Source organism: Polaromonas sp., assembly GCF_012927485.1.
Classification (GTDB): Bacteria; Pseudomonadota; Gammaproteobacteria; order Burkholderiales; family Burkholderiaceae_C; genus Polaromonas.
In genome coordinates this window covers 1-26,114 of record NZ_JABBPC010000018.1, presented here as the reverse complement: position 1 = coordinate 26,114, position 26,114 = coordinate 1, and the positions used below count along the sequence as shown (strand labels likewise).

15 protein-coding genes and 1 pseudogene are annotated in these 26,114 nt (G+C 61.6%); 9 read left to right on the top strand and 7 right to left on the bottom strand.

Going from position 1 to position 26,114, the window contains the following annotated elements; all coding sequences use genetic code 11:
* Positions 1-16: 16 nt before the first annotated feature.
* The 3 genes from HHJ16_RS07640 to hemC are packed head-to-tail and all read right to left on the bottom strand — an operon-like array spanning position 17 to position 3,023.
* Positions 17-1,132 carry a uroporphyrinogen-III C-methyltransferase gene (locus HHJ16_RS07640; RefSeq protein ID WP_293642002.1) on the bottom strand — a complete coding sequence of 372 codons (1,116 nt, stop codon included), beginning with the start codon at positions 1,130-1,132 and terminating at the stop codon, positions 17-19.
* Positions 1,129-2,025, bottom strand: coding sequence for a uroporphyrinogen-III synthase (locus HHJ16_RS07635; RefSeq protein WP_293642070.1), 897 nt, complete (start codon positions 2,023-2,025; stop codon positions 1,129-1,131). Before HHJ16_RS07635 ends, HHJ16_RS07640 begins: the two co-directional genes overlap by 4 nt.
* On the bottom strand, positions 2,025-3,023 hold the full coding sequence (hemC, locus tag HHJ16_RS07630) for a hydroxymethylbilane synthase (RefSeq protein ID WP_293642001.1): 999 nt from the start codon (positions 3,021-3,023) through the stop codon (positions 2,025-2,027). Before hemC ends, HHJ16_RS07635 begins: the two co-directional genes overlap by 1 nt.
* Positions 3,024-3,125: 102 nt before the next feature.
* Here hemC and ppc point away from each other — a divergent pair, with 102 nt between their 5' ends.
* From ppc to HHJ16_RS07615, 3 genes are all read left to right on the top strand, one after another.
* Complete coding sequence (gene ppc, locus HHJ16_RS07625; RefSeq protein ID WP_293642000.1) at positions 3,126-6,002, top strand: phosphoenolpyruvate carboxylase; 2,877 nt, start codon at positions 3,126-3,128, stop codon at positions 6,000-6,002.
* A gap of 144 nt (positions 6,003-6,146) precedes the next feature.
* Complete coding sequence (locus HHJ16_RS07620) at positions 6,147-6,377, top strand: hypothetical protein (protein ID WP_293641999.1); 231 nt, start codon at positions 6,147-6,149, stop codon at positions 6,375-6,377.
* A gap of 12 nt (positions 6,378-6,389) precedes the next feature.
* Positions 6,390-14,591, top strand: a complete 8,202-nt coding sequence (locus tag HHJ16_RS07615; RefSeq protein ID WP_293641998.1) for a glucoamylase family protein — start codon at positions 6,390-6,392, stop codon at positions 14,589-14,591.
* 72 nt (positions 14,592-14,663) lie between these two features.
* On the opposite strand, the gene HHJ16_RS07610 is transcribed toward HHJ16_RS07615, so the two are convergent.
* The 3 genes from HHJ16_RS07610 to HHJ16_RS07600 all read right to left on the bottom strand — a co-directional run bounded on the left by HHJ16_RS07610 (position 14,664) and on the right by HHJ16_RS07600 (position 17,780).
* On the bottom strand, positions 14,664-15,842 hold the full coding sequence (locus tag HHJ16_RS07610; RefSeq protein WP_293641997.1) for an AI-2E family transporter: 1,179 nt from the start codon (positions 15,840-15,842) through the stop codon (positions 14,664-14,666).
* A 136-nt stretch (positions 15,843-15,978) separates the two neighbouring features.
* Positions 15,979-16,719, bottom strand: a complete 741-nt coding sequence (locus tag HHJ16_RS07605) for a response regulator (RefSeq protein ID WP_293641996.1) — start codon at positions 16,717-16,719, stop codon at positions 15,979-15,981.
* The gene (locus tag HHJ16_RS07600; protein ID WP_293641995.1) at positions 16,716-17,780 is read right to left on the bottom strand and encodes a histidine kinase; all 1,065 of its coding nucleotides are present in this window, start codon (positions 17,778-17,780) and stop codon (positions 16,716-16,718) included. Before HHJ16_RS07600 ends, HHJ16_RS07605 begins: the two co-directional genes overlap by 4 nt.
* A gap of 227 nt (positions 17,781-18,007) precedes the next feature.
* On the opposite strand from HHJ16_RS07600, the gene argH reads away from it, so the two are divergent.
* From argH to HHJ16_RS07575, 5 genes are all read left to right on the top strand, one after another.
* Positions 18,008-19,423: an argininosuccinate lyase gene (argH, locus tag HHJ16_RS07595; protein WP_293642069.1), complete on the top strand. Its 1,416-nt coding sequence runs from the start codon at positions 18,008-18,010 to the stop codon at positions 19,421-19,423.
* An 86-nt stretch (positions 19,424-19,509) separates the two neighbouring features.
* Complete coding sequence (locus tag HHJ16_RS07590) at positions 19,510-20,169, top strand: response regulator (RefSeq protein WP_293641994.1); 660 nt, start codon at positions 19,510-19,512, stop codon at positions 20,167-20,169.
* Positions 20,170-20,174: 5 nt separating this feature from the next.
* Positions 20,175-21,548, top strand: a complete 1,374-nt coding sequence (locus tag HHJ16_RS07585) for an ATP-binding protein (RefSeq protein ID WP_293641993.1) — start codon at positions 20,175-20,177, stop codon at positions 21,546-21,548.
* 120 nt (positions 21,549-21,668) lie between these two features.
* The gene (locus tag HHJ16_RS07580; RefSeq protein WP_293641992.1) at positions 21,669-23,174 is read left to right on the top strand and encodes a DegQ family serine endoprotease; all 1,506 of its coding nucleotides are present in this window, start codon (positions 21,669-21,671) and stop codon (positions 23,172-23,174) included.
* 230 nt (positions 23,175-23,404) lie between these two features.
* A complete protein-coding gene (locus HHJ16_RS07575) occupies positions 23,405-24,553 on the top strand; it encodes an alpha-hydroxy acid oxidase (protein WP_293641991.1) in 1,149 nt (382 codons plus the stop codon).
* 80 nt (positions 24,554-24,633) lie between these two features.
* Here HHJ16_RS07575 and HHJ16_RS07570 read toward each other — a convergent pair whose 3' ends face one another.
* On the bottom strand, positions 24,634-25,455 hold the full coding sequence (locus HHJ16_RS07570; RefSeq protein WP_293641990.1) for an alpha/beta hydrolase: 822 nt from the start codon (positions 25,453-25,455) through the stop codon (positions 24,634-24,636).
* A gap of 324 nt (positions 25,456-25,779) precedes the next feature.
* On the opposite strand from HHJ16_RS07570, the pseudogene HHJ16_RS07565 reads away from it, so the two are divergent.
* Positions 25,780-26,114 (top strand): annotated as a pseudogene (locus tag HHJ16_RS07565) (DNA polymerase IV); the annotation flags it as partial.

Below are 26,114 nucleotides of genomic sequence, written 5' to 3'. Positions count from 1 at the left end.
GGTCAGCCTCTGCCCTTTAGCGGCCTGCAGCCGCGGTGGTCAGCGCGGCCATGGTTTCGTCCAGACGCGGCAACTCACTGGTTTTCAGCTGGCTCTGCACTTGGGCGAGCAACTGAACCGCCAACTGGGTTTTGCGCGAAGTCGGATCAAAGTATTTATCCAACCAGGCGTTGGCTCGGGCCAAATCGGCGCGCGCGACTTCGGTCTGGCGCGACAACAAGCCCAGGCGCGCATTGAGCAGCCTCAGCTTGAGGTTTTCACGCAGAAAAAAGGACTGGTCAGGTGCCAGCAAGGCGGCCTCGGGCTGGTCGATGCGACTTACCCGGAGCAGCCCGCGAGCCTCCTCCCAAACGCTGTCCAGCGTGCGCTGCGACCAGGCAGCGAACACCTGTTTGTCAAACACCAGCAGCGAGGTCTTGCCGGAGCCGGGGACCGAGGCCCTTGGTGCGGGCACGGTCGAAGCGGACGAGCCAGCGCTGCGGGCCGCGCTACCCGTCACCATTGCGTTGGCCACGGGGAGTTCGTCAGTCAGGCGTGCCAGCTCGTCAAGTTTGATCAGCAACATGGGCACATCGGTAAGGCTGGCCGATTTGATGCGATCCATGTCCCGCGCCATCGCGCGCTGCAAGGGGTTCAGCCGGGGCTGAGCGGCGCGTGACAGGCGCTGGTCGGCCGATTTAAGTGCGGCGAGCAAAGGCTCCGCGCTGCCGGTAAGCTGCGCCTGCTGCTGCGCTAGCCGCAGCGCCGACTCTACATCCACCACCAGATTTTCATCCCGGGATCGGGACAGGCTTTGCATCAACTCTTCGAGCTGGGTGCGCTGCAGGCTGACTTCGCTGATGCGGGATTCCTGCATCGCCAAACGCGTCGACAGTTCACGCGTACTGTCCTGGGCTTGGCGGGCCAGAGTTCGCGCTTCAATCGCCTGGGCGCCCGAATCCGCGCTGCGGCGGGCGAGTTCCTCCTGGATAGTGCCGAGTTTTTGCCACAGCAAACCACTGAACAGTAAACTTGCGGCAGCCACCGCAGCCATTAAAAGCGCCCATTTTCGGGGCAGCCGCCAAGTGTCTGGCACCACGGCTTCGCCGTCAGGTGCAAGTGGTTCGGGCTGTGCGGGCTGGAGGTCACTCATGGATAAGTCGATTCTATCGATCGAAGCGTGTCCCTGATGTCCTTCAGTGCCGGGCGTGACTCCACAGCAACACCCCAGCCAGCGGCCCGCACGGCCTCAAGAATACGCGGGTGCGTTGCCACAGCACGCGCACAACGCCAGTCCATGGCGGACAGTGCTGGCAGTCTGGTCAAATTCGCGACCGCTTCCGAGCTACTAAAAAGCCACACCGATCCATCCGTGCTGGACGCCTGCGCGCGCCGGATCTGCGCATCGGTCAGCTGGGGGGCGCGGCGCTGGTACACCCCCACAAAATCAACCTGCGCACCGACAGACTGCCACTGACGGGTGATCCAGTCGCGCCCCGGTGATGCGCCGTCACCGCCCTCAGAAACCCCCGCAGATGCAAGGCTTTCCCCGCGCACCACCAGCACTCGCCGCCCCCGCCAGTCTCGCTGGCCAACGACGCTCCACAAGGCTTCAGAGTCAAATTGACGGGCATCCGCAGCCGGCGCATCAATTTGCTCGATAGGAATGCCGGCGGCCAACAGCGCCGTCACGGTGCCTGGGCCGGGGGCCATACAACGCAGGCCACTGACGACTGGACTCCCGGTGTTTGCTACCTTATCCATCGCTGGTTGTGACCAAGAAAAAAAGCTTAACGCCTCTTTTCCCTTAAAAAAGTACTCCACCGCATTGCCACTGACAAACAAACAAGCGGCGTATTGGTCCCGTGTTTTCCAGGCTTGCTCCAGTGCCTCCAGATTGGCGGCGGCAGAGGCCGCGACAATTTCGATCAGGGGCAAGGCTTCGGCCTGTACGCCGCTTTGTTGTAGCTGCTGGACCCAGTGCTGAGCCTCACGCGCCGGCCGCGTCACGATGACGCGGGCAGCGTTCACACCGGCCCCAGACATCACAGGACGGCGGGGTTGCTGGCCCAGACCGCGCCGCCCGCGCGCAACTGCGCAGCGACCTCCTCGCCTAAGGCCTCCGCCTCTTCAAAGTTGCGAACCATTGCAGTTTTTTGGGCCCGGACGAGGGGGACTGGCAAACCACTCGACGACTCGATACCCCCAGATGAAACCGGAACGCTTGTCGGGTCCCCCCAAGCCGCTTCCAGTCGCATGGCGCAGCTGCCGTCTGCGCTTCCCGGACTGGGAACCGGAGCGGCAACGAAGGCCGCCAAAGGCATGGAGCAACTGCCGCCCATGGCGCGCGAAACGGTTCGTTCCGCCGTGACCGCCAGCCAGGTAGGCTGATGCGCCAAGGCTGCCAGCGCCTCCATCAAGTCGCCGCGCTCGGTCCGAACTTCAATCCCCAAAGCGCCCTGCCCGGCTGCGGGCAGCATGTCAGCGGGCGCAAAAGTACTGCGAATGCGCGCCTCCAGGCCCAGCCGTTTGAGCCCGGCAGCGGCGAGCACAATCGCGTTGTACTGGCCTTCATCGAGTTTGCGCAGGCGTGTGTCGAGGTTGCCGCGTAACGGTTCTATTTTTAGGTCTGGTCGCAAAGCCCTGAGCAGCACCAGTCGGCGCAAGCTGGAAGTACCCACCACCGCGCCCTGCGGCAAATCGGACAAGCACGCAAACTGGTTCGACACAAAGGCGTCGCGCGGGTCTTCGCGCGCCAACACACATGCCAGCGCGAATCCTTCCGGCAAATCCATCGGTACATCCTTCAAGGAATGCACCGCGAGGTCGGCCCGGCCTTCGCTGAGCGCGACTTCGAGTTCCTTGACGAACAAGCCCTTGCCGCCCACTTTGCTTAAAGACCGGTCCTGAATCTGATCGCCCTGGGTCGTCATTCCCAGCAGATCCACCTGCCAGCCCAGACGCGATTCAAGCAAAGCCTTGACATACTCCGCCTGCCAAAGCGCGAGACGACTTTCGCGCGTCGCGATCACCACTCTTTTCACAACTTTCTTGACGGTTTGAAACTCTGGAGACACTCGTAGCCCATCTGTAATCTTGAAAGAAGGTGAATGCTAGCATGCGAGCTTCAGAAACAGAGGGTAAAGATGGTCAATTCCGTGCGTGCAAAAGCAATCAGGGAAGACGTTGCGGAGGACGCCAGAGACAAGGCGCCCAGCCGAGCCAGAGACAACGAGCGTCCTTTGGTGGAGGACATTCGGCTGTTGGGCCGGATTCTCGGCGATGTGATTCGCGACCATGTTGGCGTGCCCGCCTACGAACTGATCGAACAGGTGCGCAAGCTTTCCGTAGCCTTTCGCCGCGATGCCGACCATGAGGCCGATAAGGCGCTTAAAAAACTACTCAAAGGTTTGTCGGGAGATCAAACCGTTAGCGTCATCCGCGCGTTCACCTACTTCAGCCATCTGGCCAACCTGGCCGAAGACCGGCACCATATTCGCCGCCGGGCGATCCACGAGCGCGCGGGCGACACCCAGGAGGGGAGCATAGAAGTGGCACTGGCCCGTTTGCGCTGGGCGGGAATCGCCCCCGCGACCATAGCCGACACCCTGGCCCACAGCTTTGTCTCGCCGGTGCTCACCGCCCACCCGACCGAAGTGCAACGAAAAAGCATTTTGGATGCCGAACGCGCGATTGCGCAGCTGCTGACTGCGCGCGATGAAATCAAGGCGCTCGCGCACGCTGTAAATGCCGCCAAAGATGCGCTGACTCCGCGCGAACTGGCGGCCAACGAAGCCCAACTGCGGGCCCGCGTGATGCAGCTGTGGCAAACGCGCCTGCTGCGCTTTTCCAAGCTCACGGTAGCCGACGAAATCGAAAACGCACTGAGCTACTACGAGGCCACTTTTCTGCGCGAGATCCCCAAAATCTACGCCAACCTTGAGCGCGAATTAAGCAACCTCCCCGTACACAGCTTTTTGCGCATGGGTCAGTGGATAGGCGGAGACCGCGATGGCAATCCGAATGTCAGCGCCGAAACACTCAACTATGCGCTGGGTCGGCAGGCCGAAGTGGCGCTGCGCCACTACCTGACCGAGGTGCATTTTCTGGGCAGTGAGCTGTCACTATCGGCGATGCTGGTGGATTTCAGCGCCGGGATGCGCGCCCTGGCCGAAAGTTCACCCGACACCAGCGCGCACCGCAAGGACGAACCCTACCGTCGTGCCCTGACCGGGATTTACGCCAGGTTGGCGGCTACGCTGAAGGATCTGACGGGAGGCGATGCTGCCCGTCATGCGGTGGCGCCGCAAAACGCTTACGCCCTGGCTGAAGATTTTCTGGCCGACCTTCGCACCATTGAGGACTCACTGCGAAGCCACCATGGCGAAGCGCTGAGCGCCGGGCGCCTGCACCCGCTTATCCGCGCGGTGGAAGTGTTTGGTTTCCACCTGGCCACCGTGGACCTGCGTCAGAGTTCCGACAAGCACGAAGAAGTCGTCGCCGAGCTGCTGGCCGTGGCGCGCATCGAGGCCCAATACGGCAAGCTGGACGAGACCGCGAAACGCGCGCTGCTGATGCGACTGCTTAACGACGCACGGCCTCTGCGCGTGGTGGGCGCCCCCTACTCGGCGCACACTCAAAGTGAGCTGGCCATCTTTGAAGCTGCCAGTACGGCGCGGGCGCGTTTCGGCAAGGAATCCATCCGCCACTACATCATCAGCCACACCGAAACGGTGAGCGACCTGCTCGAAGTGTTGCTGCTGCAAAAAGAAGTGGGGCTGATGCACGGCACGCTGGACAACCAGGCGACCTGCGACCTGATTGTGGTGCCGTTGTTTGAAACCATTGAAGACCTGCGCAATGCGGCACCCATCATGCGGGCGTTTTACGCGCTGCCCGGCGTGGCACCGATGGTGCAGCGCAGCTGTCCTGATCAGTACAGTGAGCAGGACATCATGCTCGGCTATTCCGACAGCAACAAGGACGGCGGAATTTTTACCAGCAACTGGGAGTTGTACCGCGCCGAAATCGCCTTGGTGGAACTGTTCGACCAGTTAGCCCGCTCCCACGGCATCCAGTTAAGGATGTTCCATGGGCGCGGCGGCACGGTGGGCCGCGGCGGTGGCCCCAGCTACCAGGCCATCCTGGCGCAGCCTCCCGGCACCGTACGCGGACAGATTCGCCTGACGGAACAAGGCGAAGTGATTGGCTCCAAATACGCCAATCCCGAAATTGGCCGCCGCAATCTGGAAACCCTGGTCGCCGCCACATTAGAAGCCACCCTGCTTCAACCGACCAAACCCGCAACCAAGGTGTTTCTGGAGACCGCCGACCAGTTGTCGCAAGCCAGCATGGCGGCCTACCGCGCGCTGGTGTACGAAACCCCCGGCTTTACGGAATATTTTTTTAGCGCTACTCCCATCCGCGAGATTGCCGAACTCAACATCGGCTCGCGCCCGGCTTCACGCAAAGCCTCGCAGAAAATTGAAGACCTGCGCGCCATCCCCTGGGGCTTCAGCTGGGGCCAATGCCGTCTGACCTTACCCGGCTGGTTGGGCTTTGGCTCTGCAATTGAGCAATTTTTGCAGCAAGGCGGTTCGCCCGCGAGTCGCAAAGAAGCGCTCGGCTTGCTGCAAAAAATGTACCGGCAATGGCCCTTTTTTCGCACCCTGCTGAGCAACATGGACATGGTGCTGGCCAAAAGCGATCTGGCGCTGGCTTCGCGCTATGCCGAGTTGGTAAGCGATACCAAACTGCGTAAAAAGATTTTTACTGCGATTGAGGCGGAGTGGCACCGTACCGCAGAAGCCCTGACTCTGATCACTGGGAAAAAGCAGCGGCTAGCCGGTAACACCTCACTGCAGCGCTCCATCCGCCACCGTTTTCCTTACATCGATCCTTTGCACCATTTGCAAGTCGAGCTGGTGCGTCGTTACCGTGCAGGCCAGGCCGACCAGAGAGTACAAACGGGCATTCATATTTCGATCAACGGGATCGCAGCCGGGCTGCGAAATACCGGCTGACGCCTTACTGTCGGTCCGGTCCTACAGCCGGGGCGGACGCGTCTGATGGCGTTCAACGTTTTCGGCTCCTAGGATAGATAATGCGCCCCACAAACCTGCCACTGGTTCGCGGTTCAGGCGGCACCCCTCAGGAGACCGACAATCATGATCCCGTCCAATACACCAGCAACAAGTCGCTTTGCAATTGCCAATGAATTCGTCTCTAGTGACTTTATCGCCCTGGCTTCGCACATGAATGACTGCGAGCGATCGCGCGGACGTCTTTTCTTCCTGCGCGCCGCGGTGGAGTCACTTCATGCCCTCGTGTCGCCGCGAATCGTGACCACGGGAGCGTTGTTCGTCATCTGCGGCCTGGTCCTACTGGCCTTGGCCTGAGCGGACTGACGGGTGGACGCGTCCGTCCTTGACCGGCTCGAAGCACTAACCCCACACGCCCGCAAAACTCTTCTGTCGCGCCTGGGCGAAGCGGAACCGCCGATTCGGGCTGAACTGTTCGGTATCCAGCGCTTTGAGGAGCACGGGCGCAGTCTGGCGCAGGCTCAGGTGGTTGAAGCCGATGGCAACTCGCGCCACCACCTCTCCTTTTTCCCACGCGTTGAGGAAAACCTCGCCGCCCTGCGCGAGGCCTACGATTATGTAGCGCTCACTTCGCGCAGCGGCCATTACGTCACGCCGGCCGCCGAGTGGCTGCTGGACAATTTTCCGCTGGTCGAAGCCCAGTTGCAGCAGATCCGGGAAGGCGTACCGCGTCGCTATTACGCCAGCCTGCCCAAACTGGCGGCTGCGCCTTTACAGGGACTACCTCGCGTCTATGGCATCGCGTGGGCCTACGTCGCGCACACGGACAGCGTCCTGAACCCGGATGTCTTCACGGCATTTCTCAACGCTTACCAGCAACACAGCGAACTGCGCCTGAACGAACTATGGGCCTTGCCGACAACGCTGCGCGTGGTACTGCTTGAGAACCTGCGCCGAATGGCCGACGAGATTGCCCAAGGCAAGGTCGCGCGCGAAGTAGCTCATGCCGTTTGGGATTGTTCCGCCCAGCTGGATGATGCCGCCCTTGACTCGCTTGATGCGCTGATGAAGCAGCGCGGCCTGCAGCGCAACTACCTGACGCAGCTGTGGCAACGCATGCCCACGGAGCGGCTCGACAGTTCGCCCGCGCTGGTGCTGTGGACTGAGCGGCACTGCCCCAACGGGCACGCGTTGATGGCTGAAAGTCAGACCGCGCAAGTGGCGGCCAACCTGACCGTCGGCAACATCATCACCACCTTGCGCCTGATCGGCCAGATCGATTGGGCGGATCTCATCGAGCCGGTGAGCTGTTCGTTGCGGTTGCTGAGGCGGCTGCCCAGCTTCGCGCTGGAAAGCGAACTCACACGCCAGCAAATCACTCAGGCGATGGAGCGGCTGGCGCGGCAGAGTCGCAAATCCGAGTGCGAAGTGGCTGAGGCCGTCGTCGCTGCGGCGCAGGCGGTCCCTTTCGCTATGCCCGCAGCCGCCGCGGAGCGCACTGCCGGCTTTCACCTGATCGTTTCCGGCCGGCCTCGGTTGGAAGCGGTGCTTGGCATGCCCGGGCGCGGTGTCGCGACAGGCCCGCTACCCCGCGACTGGCGACTGGGTCTCTACATCGGTGCCATCGTGCTGGGTACCGCAGTCCTTTTGTTCGCAGCCGCACAACGCATGGGCGTCATTGCCTGGCAAGGGTGGATCGCACTATTTCTGTTGGCATGGCCAGCGTCTGAAGCCGCCGCCGCCTTCGTACATCGATTGATCGCAGAATCACTAAAGATGCATTTCCTGCCGAGGCTGGACTTCGCTAGTGGCATCCCGCCAGAACACCGGGTGCTGGTGGTGGTGCCCACCTTGCTCACCTCGGCAGCTGCCACGCGGGAACTGGCGCAGCGGCTTGAAATGCATTGGCTGGCCAACCGCGAGCAGGAAGCGCAGTTTGCGCTGCTTACGGACTGGGACGATGCGCCCAGCGCCAGTGTGCCCGGCGACGTCACGCTGATCCAGGACGCGCTGGCACACATAGCGGTGCTGAACGCACGGTATTTGGCACCTGAAGGTCACCCACCGCGCTTTCTGCTGATTCACCGACCGCGCAGCTGGTGCGAGACGCAGCAGCGCTGGCTAGGCTGGGAGCGCAAGCGTGGAAAGCTGGAACAATTACTGCGCACGCTGGTTACGGGCAGCATGGCAGGTTTCGCGCCGATGGCACCAGGCCTCAGGCTGGCAGACGGCATCCGCTACGTGGTCACCCTGGACAGCGACACCGGCCTGCCACCCGGTGCGCTGAGCGAGCTCGTATCCGTCGCGGCCCACCCGCTGAACGCGCCCCGGATCGATACCGACTCACGCCGCGTGGTCGGCGGTTACGGCATTCTTCAGCCGCGCATTGTCACGCCCCTGCCGGGTGCTGCAGAACGCACCCCCTACCATCAACTGTTTGCCGGCCAATGTGGCATCGACCCCTACAACAGCGGGGTCTCGGATGTCTACCAGGACCTGTTCGGCACCGGCAGCTTTAGCGGCAAAGGGCTGATTCACGTTGAGGCAGTTCACGCGGTGCTCGACGCGCGCCTGCCGGAAGAATCCGTACTTAGCCACGACCTGCTGGAAGGCAGCATCGCGCGCTGTGGCTTTGTCAGCGACGTGATCTTGATTGAAGATCATCCGCACCATGCCGGCGTGGCTGCGTCACGCTTGCACCGCTGGACCCGCGGCGATTGGCAGCTGCTGCCCCTCATGTGGCACGCCAGGCATTACGGGGTGGACGCGCTGGGCCTGTGGAAGATGGCCGACAACTTGCGCCGCTCACTGGTGGTGCCCGCCACGTTCGGCCTGCTCGTTTGGGTCGTCTTTACAGGGGCGATGCCGCTGTCCACGGCCCTGCTTGCAACCTTCGCCGCCCTGCTGGCCGGACCCCTGCTCGGGGCGCTGGCCGGACTGGTGCCCACACGCCGGGGCATTGCCTGGCGCCACTTCTTTCACGTGGGTCGCAACGAACTGCTGCGCACCTTTGTCAGCGCGCTCTGGCAGTTCAGCCAAATCCCCGCGCAGGCGACTATTCTGCTGGACGCGGCTTTTCGTTCGCTCTGGCGCATGGCGGTGAGTCGAACGATGCTTCTCGAATGGACCACCGCCGCGCAGGCCCGGGCCTCGTCCCGCAACGAATTGGCGGTGTTCGTGCGGCAGCATGCCGCGGCTTCGTTGATTTGCGCCGCGCTTGTAATGGCCGCGCCGGCGGGGGTGCATCCGCTGGCCGGAATTGCGCTGTTCATGCTGTGGGCCTTATCACCATTGCCGGCCTGGTGGGCCAGCGTGCCCAGCTTACGCAGCGCCGCACAAAATCTGCAAAGCAAGGACCGGCTTTACCTGCAGGCTTTGGCGCGCGACACCTGGCGCTATTTTGAGCGCTGCGTCGGCCCCGAAGACAACCACCTGCCACCAGACAACCTGCAACTGGTGCCGGAGCCCACGCTGGCACACCGTACCTCCCCTACCAACGTCGGTTTATACCTGCTGGCAGTCTGCTGCGCGCGTGAGTTTGGCTGGATTAGCACGGGCGAGCTTATCCATCGGCTGGAATCCTCTCTCGACACCATTGAACGGCTCCCGAAGCACGAAGGTCACCTGCTGAATTGGTACGACACGCGCACGCTTGAAATTCTTCAGCCGAGCTACGTGTCAGCGGTCGACAGCGGCAACCTTGCAGGCCTCTTGCTGGCGGTCGCGCAGGCCTGCATCGACCTGGGACAGGGGGCTACCGACGGCAAGCCAGCGCAGGCCGCCTTGCTACGCCTGTCGCAGCGCTGCCAGTCTTTGTACTCCGCGATGGACTTTCGCGGTCTGTACGACAGCAAACGTCACCTTTTCCACATCGGTCTGCGGGTGCAGGAGCAAGTGCTCGACGCGAGCTACTACGACCTGCTGGCCTCTGAATCGCGATTGACCAGCTTTCTGGCCATCGCCAAGGGCGACGTGCCGCGGCGCCACTGGGCCGCCCTTGGTCGGCCCTTCCTGTCGGTCGGCGTGGTACCGGGGCTGAAGTCGTGGTCCGGATCCATGTTCGAATACCTGATGCCGTCGCTGCTGATGCATGAGCCCGAGCACGGCCTGCTGAACACGGCAGCGTCTGCGGCGGTGTCCGAGCAGCGGGCGTTCGGCGCGGCGCAGCAGTTGCCTTGGGGCGTTTCCGAGTCGGCCTATTTCGCGCAGGACCATTCGCTGGCTTTTCAGTATTCGCCGTTTGGCGTACCCCGCCTGGCCTTGCGGCGCACACCACCCACCGACCGCGTGGTCGCGCCCTATGCGACCCTTTTGGCCACTGCACTCGAACCGCGTGAAGCCGTACTCAATCTCCAGCAGTTGGAGCGGCTGGGTGCGCGCGGCGAACTGGGTCTGTTCGAGTCACTCGACTTCACCGTCTCGCGCCAATCCGACGATCAGGCTTTCAGCGTCGTGGAGGCCTACATGGCGCACCATCAGGGCATGGCGCTGGCGGCTTTGTGCAATGTGCTGTGCGGCGATGCGCCACGGCGCTGGTTTTCTGCCGACCCGCAGGTGGCCGCGCACGAGGCGCTGCTGCATGAGCGTACTCCGCGCCAGATCGTCGAGAGCGCGGAGCCGCGCTTGCCGCCGGAGCCGGGTGGCTACGTGCCGGAGCCGGTGTTCCAGTCGCGCGACGTCAATCCCCTTAACCCGGGCTGGCAACCTACTCATCTTTTGTCCAACGGCCGTTACAGCGTCGCGCTGCGCGCCAACGGCGCTGGCGTCAGCCGCTGGAGCGGCCGCAACGTCACGCGCTGGCGCGACGACCTGTTGCGAGACGGCTACGGCAGCTTCTTTTACCTGCGCCAGAGCGGGCGACCCGACGTGACCTCGCTCACCAGCATGCCAGCGCCTGGCCCCGGCTGGCGCTACCAGGCGCGGTTCATGGCCGACCGGGTCCAATTTGATGCTCAGGACGACGATCTGAGCGCCACCATCACCGTGCTCGTGAGCCCTGAGGATGACACCGAACTGCGCACGGTGACTCTGCACAATTCAGGCCGCACCGAACAAACCCTGGAATTGCTTTCGTGCTTCGAGGCCGTGCTGGCCGACCCGCGCGCCGATGAAGCGCACCCCGCTTTCTCCAATCTATTCGTGCAGACCCGCTGGGAGCCGTCATGGCGCACGCTGATGCTGACGCGCCAGCCTCGGCTGCACGGGGACCCCAAAATGGCCGTGGCGCACTTCCTGGCCGAGGCAGAGGCCGACCTGATTTCGGTGGACTGCATCGTCGACCGCCGGGTATTCGCTGGCCGTAACTACCCCGCGCACCAGCCGGCCCTGATGCCGCAACCCAAGAGCGCGGAGGGCAACCCGATCAACGGTCTCGACCCGGTGGCCAGCCTGCGCGTGAAGCTGCGACTGGCACCCGGGGCCATGGCAAAGTTGAGCTTCGCCACCGCCGCTGCGGAAACCGAAGACGAGCTGGCAGCGCGCATCGACAAGTACCTGCAGCCGATGCATGTGGAGCGGGCGACCCGCATGGCCGCCACGCTGGCGCAGGTGCGCTTGCGCGACCTGGCATTGACCCCCGAGGAAAATCTGGCGTTGCAGGACCTGACCACCGCGCTGATGTACAGCATGCCCCGGCCAGGGGCTGAACGCCTGCCGCTGGACCAACGCCAACTCTGGCGCTTCGGCCTCTCGGGTGACAAGCCGATCGTGCTGGTACACATTCATTCGCCCAGCGGAATACCGTTGGTACATTCGCTATTGAGGGCGCAACCCTGGTGGGCTTTTGGCGGGCTGGCGGTGGATGTGGTGGTTCTTAACAGTGAACCCAACTCTTACCTGATGCCGCTGCAGCGCGATATTCTGGCGCTGCGCGATCGGTTGATAGAGGACGTGCAACACAGCTTTCCGCGCAATGACGCGGCGGCCTCCTCCGCCGGTTTTTATCTGCTGCGCGAGCAGGAAACGGCGACCACCGAAAAAACCGCGCTGGCCGGGCTGGCGCGTGTCGTGCTCACGGCCGATGGCCGACCCCTGGAAATGCAGGTGGCGGCGCTGCACGAGAGTTGGCTTCCGCAACGCAATCGCGCCATTCCCCGGAAACTACTTTCCGGCGCGGTGCCGCCGGCCACGATGGCGACCGATATGGCACCCAGAGGCCGCTTCGACCCGGCCAACGGCGAATTCTCTTTCGAGTTGCAAGTCGGCCAGCGAACGCCCAAGCCCTGGGTCAACGTGATTGCCAATCCGAGCTTCGGCTTCCAGGTGTCCGAAACCGGCAGTGGCTACACCTGGGCAACCAACAGTCGAATGCACCAGATCACGCCGTGGTCTAACGATCCGGTCAGCGACCCCGCCTTTGAGCATTGGCTGCTGCAGGACGTGGACAGCGGCCAGGTCTTTCCATTGGCGCCGTCCTTGTTCGCTGCACCGGAAAGCCGCTGGCGCGTGCGCCATGGTCAAGGTTATTCAGTGTTTGAAGGACTGCAAGGGGGCCTGCGACTGGAGACGACTTTTTACGCCGACCTCAACGAGGCGGTAAAAGTCGTGCAGGTGCAGGTCCGGCTTGAAGGCACTGGCCGGCGCCGATTGCGCGCCATCGGCATGGTGGAATGGCAGCTGGGCGCATCGCGCGGCGCGCGCCGGACGCTCCAGACCTGGAACAGCCCAACGCAGGCGGCCGTGTTGGCGCAGCAACGCGAGAGCCAGGACGGCTTTGGCGGCTCCACGGCGTTCCTTGCTCTTCAGCAGGATTTCGGTGCAGCGGCCGACATTCAATGGACCTGCGACCGAGGCGAATTCTTCGACGCCTTGGGACGCCTGGTGCTTCCCGCCACATTGGGGCGTCGTTATGGCGGCGCACTGGATCCCTGCGCCGCGCTCACAGGCGAATTCGACCTCGTCAGCGGCCATGCGGCGGAATTCAGTTTCATCCTGGGCCATGCCGGCAATGCCACGGCTGCGGAGCAAATGGTTCTGGAATGGACCCGGCGCGATCCCCACAAAGCCCTGACCGAGGTGAAGAACTGGTGGTCGCAACTGCTCGGCAAGGTGCAGGTGCGAACGCCCGACCCCCTGTTCGACGCCTTGGTCAACCGATGGCTGCTTTACCAGACGGTGGTGTGCCGCCTCTGGTCCAAGGCCGGTTTCTACCAAGCCGGCGGCGCTTTCGGTTTTCGGGACCAGTTGCAGGACGCGATGGCCTTGGCGTTGGCCGATCCAGCGCGCCTGCGCGAGCAAATCATGCTGAATGCATCGCGCCAATTCCCCGAAGGAGACGTTCAGCACTGGTGGCACGCCCCCAGCGGGGAAGGCGTGCGCACGCATTTTTCCGACGACTTACTCTGGCTGCCTTACGCCTGCGCGCACTATATCCAGGTGACTGACGATGTCGCCTTGCTCAATGAAACCGTCCCTTTCATCGACGGCCCGCAGATTCCCGGGGGCGCCGAGGACGCTTACTATGCACCGCAAGTCAGTGCGCAGTCTGCCACTGTTTACGAGCACTGCGCCCGCGCCATCGACCACAGCCTGGCGGTGGGCGCGCACGGCTTGCCCCTGATGGGCACCGGCGACTGGAACGATGGCATGAACCGGGTGGGCCATGAGGGCCGCGGAGAATCAATTTGGCTAGGCTGGTTTTTGTGCAGCGTGGTCGAGATCTTCCAGCCCTTGGCCAAAAGGCGCGGCGACGATACGCGTGCGGCGCGCTGGATCGAGGCGCGCAGCGGCTGGATCGCCGCGCTCCATGATGCAGGCTGGGACGGCGCCTGGTTTCGCCGCGCCTTTTTCGACAACGGCGCACCGCTGGGCTCGGCCGCCAACAGCGAATGCCGCATCGACCTCATCGCGCAGGCTTGGGCGGTGCTGTCAGGCGCCTCCACGCCAGCGTTCACGATCCCCGCCATGCACGAACTCAAGCGCCAGCTGATCGATGAACAGGCCGGTTTGCTGCGGCTGCTGGATCCGCCATTGAGAAACTCCGAGAACAACCCCGGCTACATCCAGGCTTACCCACCGGGCGTGCGCGAAAACGGGGGCCAGTATTCGCACGCGGGTGTCTGGGCGCTGATGGCCCAGGCCCTCAGCGGAGATACCGAAGGGGCGTGGCAAAGTTTTCAAGACCTTAGCCCGGCGCACCGAAGTCAGCATGCCCAACGTGGCCCGGCCTACGAACTTGAGCCTTACGTAATGGCCGGCGACGTTTACAGCGCCGCCCCCTACATCGGCCGGGGTGGCTGGAGCTGGTACACCGGCTCGGCCGCGTGGCTTTATCGGGCCGCGCTAGAAACGCTGCTGGGCCTGGCCGTGCGACCCGGGCGGTTGTCCTTGTCGCCGCGCTTGCCGGCGCATTGGCCCGCCGTGGAAATTCGCTTGCAGCTACAGGGGCGCGACATCACGGTGCACTGGCAGCGCGACGCCGAGGCTGAACCGTCGCTGGTGGCCGATCAACTGGTGGCGTGGGGCGAATGGGTTGAGCTCGATGCCCTGCCTGCGCGAGCCGTGTTGCTTGTGCGAGGCGAAGCGGTACCCACCCCACAACCGGACTATGCGTTTCCCAGCCGATCAGGGTGACACCGATCGCCCGGACCGCCCTAAAACCAATCGCTACCGGCGAGCGTGGCGTCCCTGGGGAAACGCCAGCCCCTATGACCCCAGAAATTCGCCAATCGATTTCAAGTCATCCACCCGGTCGCAAATGGACTTGACGATCATCAGGATGGGTATGCCCAGCAACAGGCCCCACACCCCCCACAACCAGCCCCAGGCGAGCAGCCCCACAAACACCGCCACCGGGCTCATGCTGCTGGTTCGACTGGTCAGCCAGGGCGCCAGCAGGTTACCGATGAGGGTGTGAATGACCAGCGAGGCGCCGCCCACCACCAAGGCCATGTTGAGCGAACCGAACTGCAAAAAGCCAACCAGCGCCGAGGTCGCCGCCATGATCATCGAGCCTGCATAGGGCACTAAATTCAATACCGCTGCGACAACACCCCACACCGCAGCATTGTCGAGTCCTATCGCCAGCAAGGTTAGCCAGGTCAGAACGCCCACCAATGCACTGATCAGCAGCTGCATCTGCAGATAGCGTTGAATTTGCCCCGTGATTTCTTGCAATGCCTGAAGTGTGATTTTTTTCTTGCTGAGAGTGGGGCCGGCCAGCTTGATCAGCTTGCGACGGAAGGTGTCGCCGGAGAGCATCAGAAAATAGGTCAGGAAGACGACTACCGCGGCCTGGCCTATCAGGGCGATCAGACCGACAGTACCCGACCATAGATAGTCCTTGATGTTGAAGTGAGAGGGCTCGACGACCACCCGCATGGTGCCGCGTGCGAGGCCGGCCGCCACATTGCTTTCTTGGGCCGCCTGCTCCAGTTGAGCGGCGGCTTTCTGTACGGTTTCCAGCGTATTGTTCGATTTCCCGCCGTGGGTTTTCACGGCCTGTCTGAGCTTTTGCGCGGCGACCGGCAGGGCTTCCACGAGTCGCACCGTTTGATCGGCAAGCGAATAAGCAGCGAATCCGATGGCGCAAATAATCGTCAGCAGCAGCACCGCGGCGCTCAACCAGCGCGGCACGCGCCGGACCTCGATCCAGTTAACGAGCGGCGAAAGCGCGTAGCTGAACAACACACTGAGCATCACCGGGATAAAGACCGCCTTGGCCCAGTGAAGCACGAAAAGACTCGCCAGGGCGGCCAGCACCACCAGCGACAAATTACGGATGTCTACCGGCATGTGAAGGAGCACTCGCTCCGGGTCGGGCACGGCCACCGCGCGAGCGTCAGCATCAGCGAGTGGCGTGTCCACAGCGTGTTCTTCAGTCATGTTGTTGCTCCATAAAGCCGCCCTTGTTGTGCCTTGATTCAACACGACTCGGCAGCAAAACGCTGTAGGACGCTTGCGCCGGAAAAGAGCGTGCGCGTAACTGATGGAGGCCTGAGGCCCGGGCCGCGCACCCGCATCACCCCGCCATGACTTCCCGCACTGCGCTGAGCTGTCGGCGTGAAACCACCAGCAGGTCATCAATGCCATTGAGCCGCACCGCCCAGCCTTCGCCCTCCTCGGGATCGAAATGCCTTTCGAGCGCCCGCACGGCACGCCGTGCAATCAGTGCATTGCGGTGTATCCGCATGAACTGCGCGGCGTGGCGTTCTTCCAGCTCGCTCAACGAGCCGTCCAGAATATAGCTGCGGCTGGCGGTTCGCACGGTGATGTATTTAAGTTCAGCCTTGAAGTACAGCACCTCGGCCAGCGGTACGCGTTCGGTCCTGCCCCGATCCTGGATGATCAGTACTTGATCAGGAGAATCAGGTAGAAGAACCCGTTCCAATTGAGTTTGGCGCTCCGCTTTTAAGAGTGCTTGCTGCAAACGATCCAGCCGCACCGGCTTGGTTAAGTAGTCCACCGCCTCGACCTCGAAGGCCTCCACGGCATGTTCGGAATGCGCCGTAACAAACACGATAGCGGGCGGCTTGGGCAAAGCGGCAAGGGTTCGGGCCAGCTTAATGCCGTCTACCCCCGGCATGCGAATGTCCAACAACACCACATCGAAGTGCTCGCGCTGCAGGGCGGTCATGGCCTGCACCGCATCCGCCGCTTCGGCACCCACCACGGCAGCGGGCGCCACGCAATCCCCCAACAAGGTGCGAAGGCGCAAACGGGCCAGCGCCTCGTCGTCCACCACCAATACTTTCAGGCTCATAGGGGAATCTCCAGCCTGACTTGAAATACGCCATCCTTGAACCTGATCCTGAAGCGGGACTGAACATCATGCAGCAGGGCCAGGCGTTCCCGCACATTCGCCAGTGCCAGCCCCTGACCCCGCACGCCCACCCCGGCGGGCGTTGAATTAGTCACCTTGATGACGACGGTGCTTCCGCGCTTGAGCGTGGATATCTTGATCTTCGCGCCGCTGGGGCTGGGCTCTACCCCGTGAATAACCGCGTTCTCCACCAATGGCTGCAGCAGCAGTGGCGGCAGTTTGGCCAGGTCCGCGCCGGCATCCAGACTCCACTCCACCTGCAAGCGCTCCCCAAAGCGAATTTGCTCAATTTCCAGGTAACGCCGGGCCAGCGCAATTTCTTGCCCCAGCGTGACCGTCTCCGCCGGGTCGGCCAGTACGTTGCGAAACAGCTCGCTCAGGTTTTCCAGCACAGCCTCGGCTTTGGCCGGCTCGGCACGCACCAAGGCGATAGCGCTGTTGAGGGTATTGAATAAAAAATGCGGCCGAATACGGGACTGCAATTGGGCCAGTCGAGCCGCCGCAGTCGCCGGTGCGCGGGCCTTCGCGCGCCAGAAAAGGCCCGCCAGCACCATCGCAGAGAGCAAAGCACCTGCAGCGCCACTGCCCCACCATGGGGGCGGTTTCAACAACCCCATAGCCGTCAGCAAGCCGCAGCCATATAGCCCCGCCGCCAACCCCAGCACTACACCCGCCGTCCATTGGAGTGCAGCGTTCAACCTGCACAGGCGTACTTTGAATGCGCAGATAGCGACCAGCCACGCCAACGTGGCAGGCAGCGCCCCTGCGGTCAGCAGCGCAAACCGCAGCAGCCAGTCAACCGCTTGACCCTCCCCAAACAGGGACCCCACCGCCACCACCGCTTCCACAAACAACACCACACGCAACACCAACCCCACGTGACAGGCGTCAAACAAGGTCGCACTCTCCGGCAGGCGCGGCATCATGTCCTCGTCTTTCATACTGAGGGTTCCCCGTAGCGTGGACTCGTCAAAGGTCTTTGGATTAGGAGACGGTGTCATCAGTTCTTTTACTATTGTTGGCGACATTGAAGCCTCTCGGCCAAACCGACCGGGTTTTCCAAGGAAGTTTTCGGCACAGATAAAATCTCAGGCATGAGTATTGCACCGGCCATGGTCTTCCCGCCACAGGTTGAACCACTATTTAAACCGAACCCAGAATAGCGCAGCTGGACGCTTAGTCTGCAGCCCGCACCGCCCGACCCGTGACCGCCCAAAGAAAGCCCGACGTGAATCAATTCGACAAAAAATCCCAAGCCTGGTCCGCCCTCTTTTCCGAGCCCATGAGCGACCTGGTGAAGCGCTACACGGCGAGCGTGTTTTTTGACAAGCGTCTTTGGCAAGCCGACATCGCTGGCTCGCTGGCTCACGCCGACATGCTCGCGGCGCAAAAAATCATCGCGCCAGCCGACCACGCATCAATCCAGAAAGGCCTGGCGCAGATCACCACTGAGATCGCGTCAGGCGCTTTTGAATGGAAGCTGGATCTTGAAGACGTGCACCTCAACATCGAAGCCCGTCTGACGCAAATCGTCGGTGACGCGGGCAAACGCCTGCACACCGGTCGCAGCCGCAACGACCAGGTCGCCACCGATGTGCGCCTTTGGCTGCGCGGCGAGATTGACCTGATCAGTGGCTTGCTGACTGATTTTCAAAAGGCGTTGGTCGATATGGCCGAAAAAAATGTAGCGGTCATCCTGCCCGGCTTCACCCATTTGCAGGTGGCGCAACCGGTCAGCTTTGGCCATCACCTGCTCGCCTACGTGGAAATGTTCAGCCGCGACGCTGAGCGCATGCTGGAGGTGCGCAAACGGGTTAATCGTCTCCCCTTGGGCGCGGCGGCATTAGCCGGAACCAGCTACCCGCTGGACCGCGAGCGCGTCGCCCGCACGCTGGGCATGGTCGATGACCAAGGCCAGGCTCAAGTTTGCCAAAACAGCCTGGACGCCGTCAGTGACCGCGACTTTGCGATTGAATTCACCGCCGCCGCTTCCTTGGCCATGGTGCACATCAGCCGCCTGAGCGAAGAGCTGGTGCTGTGGATGAGCCAGAGCTTTGGTTTCATCGACATTGCCGACCGATTCTGCACCGGCTCGTCCATCATGCCGCAGAAAAAGAACCCCGACGTGCCCGAACTCGCGCGCGGAAAGACCGGCCGCGTCGTCGGTCATTTGATGGCGCTGATCACCCTGATGAAGGGCCAGCCGCTGGCCTACAACAAGGACAACCAGGAAGACAAGGAGCCTCTGTTCGACACCGTGGACACGCTGAAGGACACCTTGCGCATCTTCGCTGAAATGGTGGGCGGCATCACCGTCAAGCCCGAGGCGATGGAACGCGCCGCCCTGAAAGGGTATGCCACCGCCACCGACCTGGCCGACTACTTGGTGAAAAAGGGCCTGCCTTTTCGCGACGCCCATGAAACCGTGGCGCATGCCGTGAAGGCCGCGATTTCACACAGCGTGGACCTGTCTGAACTACCCCTCGAAGTGCTGCAGCAGTTCAACCCGAAAATTGAGAAAGACGTTTACGGGGTGCTCAGTCTGCGCGGCTCGCTCAATGCCCGCAATATTTTGGGCGGTACCGCCCCGCTGCAGGTGCAGGCGCAGATCGCACGACATCAGGTGCGACTGGCGCAAAGCTGACTCCGCGGAGAGCGACATTCCGGCGCTGCCCTTTAAGATTCGTCTAAGCACCAGACTGCACACTGGGCGGCTGCAAGGAATCCACAATGCGTTTACTTCTGGTTGAAGACGACACCATGATTGGAGAGACGGTACTGCACGTGCTGCGCGCAGAACACTATGCCGTGGATTGGGTCAAGGACGGCAACATGGCGGACGAGGCCCTGCGGAGCGCGCAGTACGACCTGGTCTTATTGGACCTCGGTCTGCCGCGGCGCGACGGCCTGGACGTTCTGCGGGCACTTCGCGCCAGGCGCAGCACCGTTCCAGTGCTGGTCGCCACGGCGCGAGACGCCGTAGGTGACCGAATTGCCGGCCTTGATGCCGGGGCCGACGATTATGTGGTTAAACCTTACGACACCGACGAACTGCTGGCTCGTATACGGGCGTTGATACGCCGCAGTGCCGGTCGGGGCGAACCGGTGTTTGAACACAAGGGTGTCAGCCTGAACCCCGCGACCCGCGAAGCGACCGTGCAGGGCCAACCGGTGTCCCTGTCTGCGCGGGAATGGGCGGTGCTGGAACCGCTATTGGCCCGGCCCGGCGTGGTGCTGTCGCGCGCACAGCTTGAAGAAAAGCTTTTCAGCTGGAAGGACGAGATCAGCAGCAACGCGGTCGAAGTCTACATTCACGGCGTGCGTAAAAAACTTGGCAATGAGGTCATACAGACCGTGCGGGGCCTGGGCTATCTGGTGCCCAAGCAATGAACCGAATGACATCGAAAACATCGCACTCGCTCAGAGGGCGGCTGCTTTGGTTTGTGCTGGTGGCAATTTTGCTAGCCGCCGTATTGCAGGCCATCACCGCCTACCGGGGTGCGCTGCAACAGGCCGACGCTTTATTCGACGACCATCTGCAGCAAATGGCCCGCTCGTTGCAGGGTGGTGTGCCGCCGGGATTTCCTTTGGCAGAAAGCGGCGTTAACGATAATTTTGATCTTTACGTCCAGATATGGGGACCGGACGGCACCCAGCTATTCCGTTCCACCCATTCCGTACTGCCTCCCCGCGCGGTCTTGGGATTTTCCGATGTCGAGGCCGATGGCAACCATTACCGCGTCTATTCGCTGCAAACCGCCGCGCAAACCGTTCAGATCGCGCAGGACCTGGGCGCGCGCACGGCGCGGGCCCGATCGCTAGCCCTCAAGGCTGTTCTGCCCTTCGCTTTTCTGACGCCCTTGCTGATGCTGGCCGTTTGGTGGGTGATCACCCGGTCCTTGGCCCCGATAGAACGCGCACGCCGTGAGGTCGCCAGCCGCGCCGCCGACGATTTTTCACCCCTGTCCGACGAGGGGCTTCCAGATGAAGTGCGCCCCCTGGTGGACGAGCTCAACTTGCTGTTCGGACGAGTGCGCAGCGCCTTCGATGCACAGACCAGCTTCGTGGCCGATGCAGCGCATGAGTTGCGCTCGCCACTGACGGCATTAAAGCTTCAGGCCCAAGCCCTGCGTCGCACTGAGGAAGATCCCGCCAGCCGTGAAGCCGGCATCGCCCGTTTGAACGGTGGCATAGACCGCGCCATCCGGCTCGTGGAACAGCTTCTTTTACTGGCCCGGGAAGAGGCTGGTACGGGGCAAGCCGGTGGTGAGCCGGTTGACCTGCAAGAAGTGGTGAAACTGGCGGTGGCGGACGTTCTGCCGCAGGCCGGGAACAAACATATTGACTTGGGTTTGACAGACAACCAGAGGGGGCAGACCGCTATCGAGATAAAAGGTCAACGCGAGGCCTTGCGCATTTTGCTGCGTAATTTGCTCGATAACGCGATCAAATACACGCCCACATCCGGCCAAGTGGATGTCTCCCTTCAGGTCCAGGAGGCACAAGCGGTACTGAACATCGAAGACAGCGGACCCGGCATCCAGCCGGAAGACCTCCCACGCGTCTTCGACCGCTTCTTTCGCGCCAGTGATGTACCCGCCGAAACCGGCAGTGGCCTGGGGCTGGCGATTGTCAAAGTCATCGCCCAGCGGCATGGCGCAACAATCGCGTTGGACCGCTCAACCCGGCTGGGCGGATTGAAAGTCGAGCTGCGTTTTCCGGCTATTCCAGCCACTACGACGCCAATACCTAGCCGCGTTGACGCGTGAACTTCAGCCGCTGCGCATTCGGCTCTTCACGCACGCCAAGTTTAAGTTTCGGCTAAGGCAGCCTCCTCATACTTTGGACATCAGCACCCGCTGCGTGCCTTTAACTCAAGGAATTTATTCATGAAATCCGCTGCATTGAGAAATACCCGGCTGGTCGTCGCGCTGCTGACTGCTGGCGCCATTGGGGGCGCAGGGGTTGGCGCCTTCAACGCAATAAATTCAACCGCCACGGCAGCCCCACCCGCCGCCATGGTCGCCAGTGGCATCCCTGCCACCCCTATGGCACTTCCGGATTTTTCCCAGATCACTGAACGCTACGGCCCGGCAGTCGTCAACATCAGCGTGACCGGCACCACCAAGGTGGCGGATGACTCGCCGGTAGCGCGGGGTGATGGAGAGGGGATGCCCAACGACCCATTTTTCGAATTTTTCCGGCGCTTTCAGCAGCACCAGCATCCGGGCGGAGGACCCGGCGAACAAGGCGGGCAGGAGTCAACACCGACCCACGTCCAGGGTTCCGGCTTTATCGTCAGTAGCGACGGCATTATCCTGACCAATGCCCACGTGGTCCGCGATGCCAAGGAAGTCACGGTCAAATTGACAGATCGGCGTGAGTTCCGCGCCAAGGTACTCGGTGCCGACCCCAAAACCGACATCGCCGTGCTGAGAATTGACGCCAAAAATCTACCGGTGGTCGCTCTGGGGAAAACCAGTGATCTCAAGGTTGGCGAGTGGGTGCTCGCGATAGGCTCTCCCTTCGGTTTTGAAAACACCGTCACTGCCGGCGTCGTCAGCGCCAAAGGTCGGTCGTTGCCCGACGACAGCGCCGTTCCGTTTATTCAGACCGATGTGCCCATCAATCCCGGCAACTCCGGTGGACCGCTGTTCAATACGCGCGGTGAGGTGGTGGGCATCAACTCGCAAATCTACAGCCGGAGCGGTGGTTACCAAGGCCTGTCGTTTGCCATTCCGATTGACGTCGCCGCAAAGATCAAGAACCAGATTGTGGCCACCGGAAAAGTCGAGCATGCGCGCCTGGGGGTGGCGGTGCAGGAAGTTAACCAGGCCTTTGCAGACTCCTTCAAGCTGGACAAGCCGGAAGGCGCCCTGGTGTCGACAGTGGAAAAAGGCAGCCCCGCCGAAAAGGCCGGCTTGCAGTCGGGCGACGTGATCCGAAAGGTCAATGGGCAGCCTATCGTGTCTTCAGGCGACCTGCCAGCGCTGATAGGTTTGGCGACCCCTGGCGACACCGTCAAGCTGGACATCTGGCGCCAGGGCTCATCGAAAGAACTCACTGCACGCCTTGCCAATGCCGACGATAAATCAGTCCAGGTGGCCAGCAAAAAAGACGCGCCCAACCAAGGCAAGCTAGGCCTGGCACTGCGTCCATTGCAACCCGATGAGAAACAGGAGGCGGGTATCGACAGCGGTTTACTGGTTCAGCAGGCCACAGGGCCAGCGGCGCTGGCGGGCGTGCAATCTGGCGACGTGCTGATCTCCATCAATGGCGTGCCGATGAAAAACCTCGATCAGGTTCGAGCGGCGGTCGCCAAATCGGACAAGTCGGTGGCCCTGCTGATCCAACGAGGCGACAGCAAGATTTTTGTTCCGGTGAATCTCGGCTGAGCGGCTGCCCCGCTGAAGGGCAACGGGAAAAAGGCGGGCTTGAACCCGCCTTTTTTATTGCCGTGTCAGGCGATAAACGCAGTCAACGGGCGGGCGCCTTGACGGCGTTTTGCGGTGCGTCATCCTGCCTTGTTGAAATAAATTGTCCAGGTCAAAAATTTATTCAATCGCCCTCGCTCTCAAACCGGTAGCATCAATGTTTTGAAATTTGGCGCTTCAGGAGACCAGACATGACCGTGATTACCAACATCGAAGACCTGCGCGTGCTGGCGCAAAAACGCGTTCCCCGTATGTTTTACGACTATGCCGATTCGGGCTCGTGGACCGAAAGCACCTATCGCGCCAACGAAGCCGATTTCCAGACCATCAAGCTACGACAACGCGTGGCCGTCAACATGGAAAACCGAAGCACTGCGTCCACGATGATCGGCCAGAAGGTGGCCATGCCGGTGGCCATTGCGCCCACGGGCCTGACGGGCATGCAGCACGCTGACGGTGAAATCCTGGCGGCGCAGGCGGCCAAAAAGTTCGGCATCCCCTTCACCCTGTCTACCATGAGCATTTGCTCCATCGAAGACGTCGCTCAAAGCACGGATGGCCATCCGTTCTGGTTCCAGTTGTACGTCATGAAAGACCGCGACTACATTGAACGCCTGATTGATCGCGCTAAAGCCGCGAACTGTTCGGCCTTGGTGGTCACGCTGGACCTGCAAATTATTGGGCAGCGCCACAAGGATTTGAAGAACGGCCTGTCGGCCCCGCCCAAGCTGACCCTTGCAAACCTGATCAACATCGCCAGCAAGCCCCGCTGGGCACTGGGCATGTTGGGAACCAAGCACCGGCAGTTCGGCAATATCGTGGGTCACGTCAAGGGTGTGGAAAACATGGGGAGCCTGTCCGAATGGACCGCCAAGCAGTTCGACCCGGCACTCAACTGGGGCGATGTGGAGTGGATCAAAAAACGTTGGGGCGGCAAAATCATTCTCAAAGGCATTCAGGATGTGGAGGATGCCAGGCTCGCCGTCAATTCCGGTGCCGATGCGCTGATCGTCAGCAATCACGGCGGCCGCCAGCTTGACGGCGCCCAAAGCAGCATTCACGCCTTGCCCGCCATCGTCGATGCCGTGGGTAGCCAGATCGAGGTGCACATGGACGGCGGTATTCGCTCCGGTCAGGATGTTCTTAAAGCCCGCGCTCTGGGCGCCCAGGGAACCTATATCGGCCGCGCCTTTCTCTATGGCTTGGGTGCCATGGGTGAGGCTGGCGTCACCAAAGCGCTAAAGATCATCCGCAACGAACTGGACCTGACGATGGCATTTTGCGGAAAGACCGACATCGAGACGGTCGACCAAAGCATCCTGCTTCCGGGAACGTTTTGACCGACGAGAGACGGGACCTCGACAATCAAGCCATCCCGCCCGCCGTGGTCATCGCACGCAACGTAGCGTAGCGTAGCGTACTAACTTTGGATGAAATCGAGCAGGTCTTTGGTAAACCGCTCTTTTTCAGTTGCGAACAATCCGTGTGGCGCACCCCCATATTCGATCAGTGTGGAGCCCGGGATGCCTTTGGCTGCAGCCCGGCCAGCGGCGTCGATCGGAACCGTCTTGTCCCCCGTGCCGTGAATAATTAAGGTCGGAACTTTAAACGATGCCAGGTCACCGCGGAAATCTGTGGACGCGAAGGCTTTTGCGCATGCCAGGGTTGGTTTCAAACCGGCCTGCATCGCAACGCTGCGCGACCACTGAAGAACTTCCTCACTAACTGTATGGGAAAGCATGCTGGAACCATAGAAATCCTTGAAGAACCCGCCAAAAAACTTCGCACGGTCTTCTTTCATGGCCTGGGCCATGGTGTCGAAAACAGATTGGTCCGTGCCTTCCGGGTTGTCGTTTGTTTTGAGCATGAAAGGGACAACCGAAGAGACTAGAACGGCTTTCGTGACCGACTTGCCGCCATGGCGGGACATGTAGCGCGCAACTTCTCCGCCGCCCATGGAAAACCCCACCAGGGTTGCATCCGTCGCGCCAGTTTGTTCGATTACCGCCGCCAGGTCATCGGAAAGCGTGTCGTAGTCATAGCCGCTCCAGGGCTGCGAAGAACGGCCGAAACCGCGCCGGTCGTAGGCAATGGCGCGGCAACCAGCATCCGCGATCGCCATGGCCTGATCATCCCAGCTATCGGAGGACAGCGGCCAGCCATGAAGCAGAATGACCGGACGGCCGCTGCCCCAATCTTTAACGTACAGCTTGGTTTTATCGGCAGTGGCGATGTAATTCATGAGAGGCTTTCCTTGGAATGACTAAAAAACATTATTCTTTGACACCTTCCCGCGCTGGCCTGTCGGTGGAAAGCGAGGGACACTGTAGGTTCCCGCCTATGGTCGCCCACTCTCAATCTTTCTACTTTTTAAGCTTCCTCCGATACCCTCGGTTCGTGGAACGGGATAACTATTTTCCCGCCCTTATTGCGGCGTATTGAATAATCGAGGGCTCGGTTTTCACGACGTCGAATTTAATTGGCTTACTTTTGCTTCATTGATCCGGTTACCGCGACCTTGCCCTTCAACACCTTGCCCAAAATTCGCCGCATCGCCCACCTCGACATGGACGCTTTTTTTGCGTCGGTTGAGCTGCTGCGCTATCCGCAACTGAAGGGCTTGCCGGTGGTGATTGGCGGTGGGCGGCGCACAGTGGATGAGGCCCTGCTGGCAACCCAGGGCGAGCGAGCGCTTCGGTTTATTTCAGTGGAAGATTTTCCGCTGCTCAAAGACTATGTGGGACGCGGCGTGATTACCACGGCAACCTACGCGGCGCGGACATTTGGCGTGGGTTCGGCGATGGGCATGATGAAGGCCGCCAAGCTGTGCCCGCAAGCGATTGTGTTGCCGGTTGATTTTGAAGAGATCCGCAAATACTCCCGGTTGTTCAAAGGGACGAT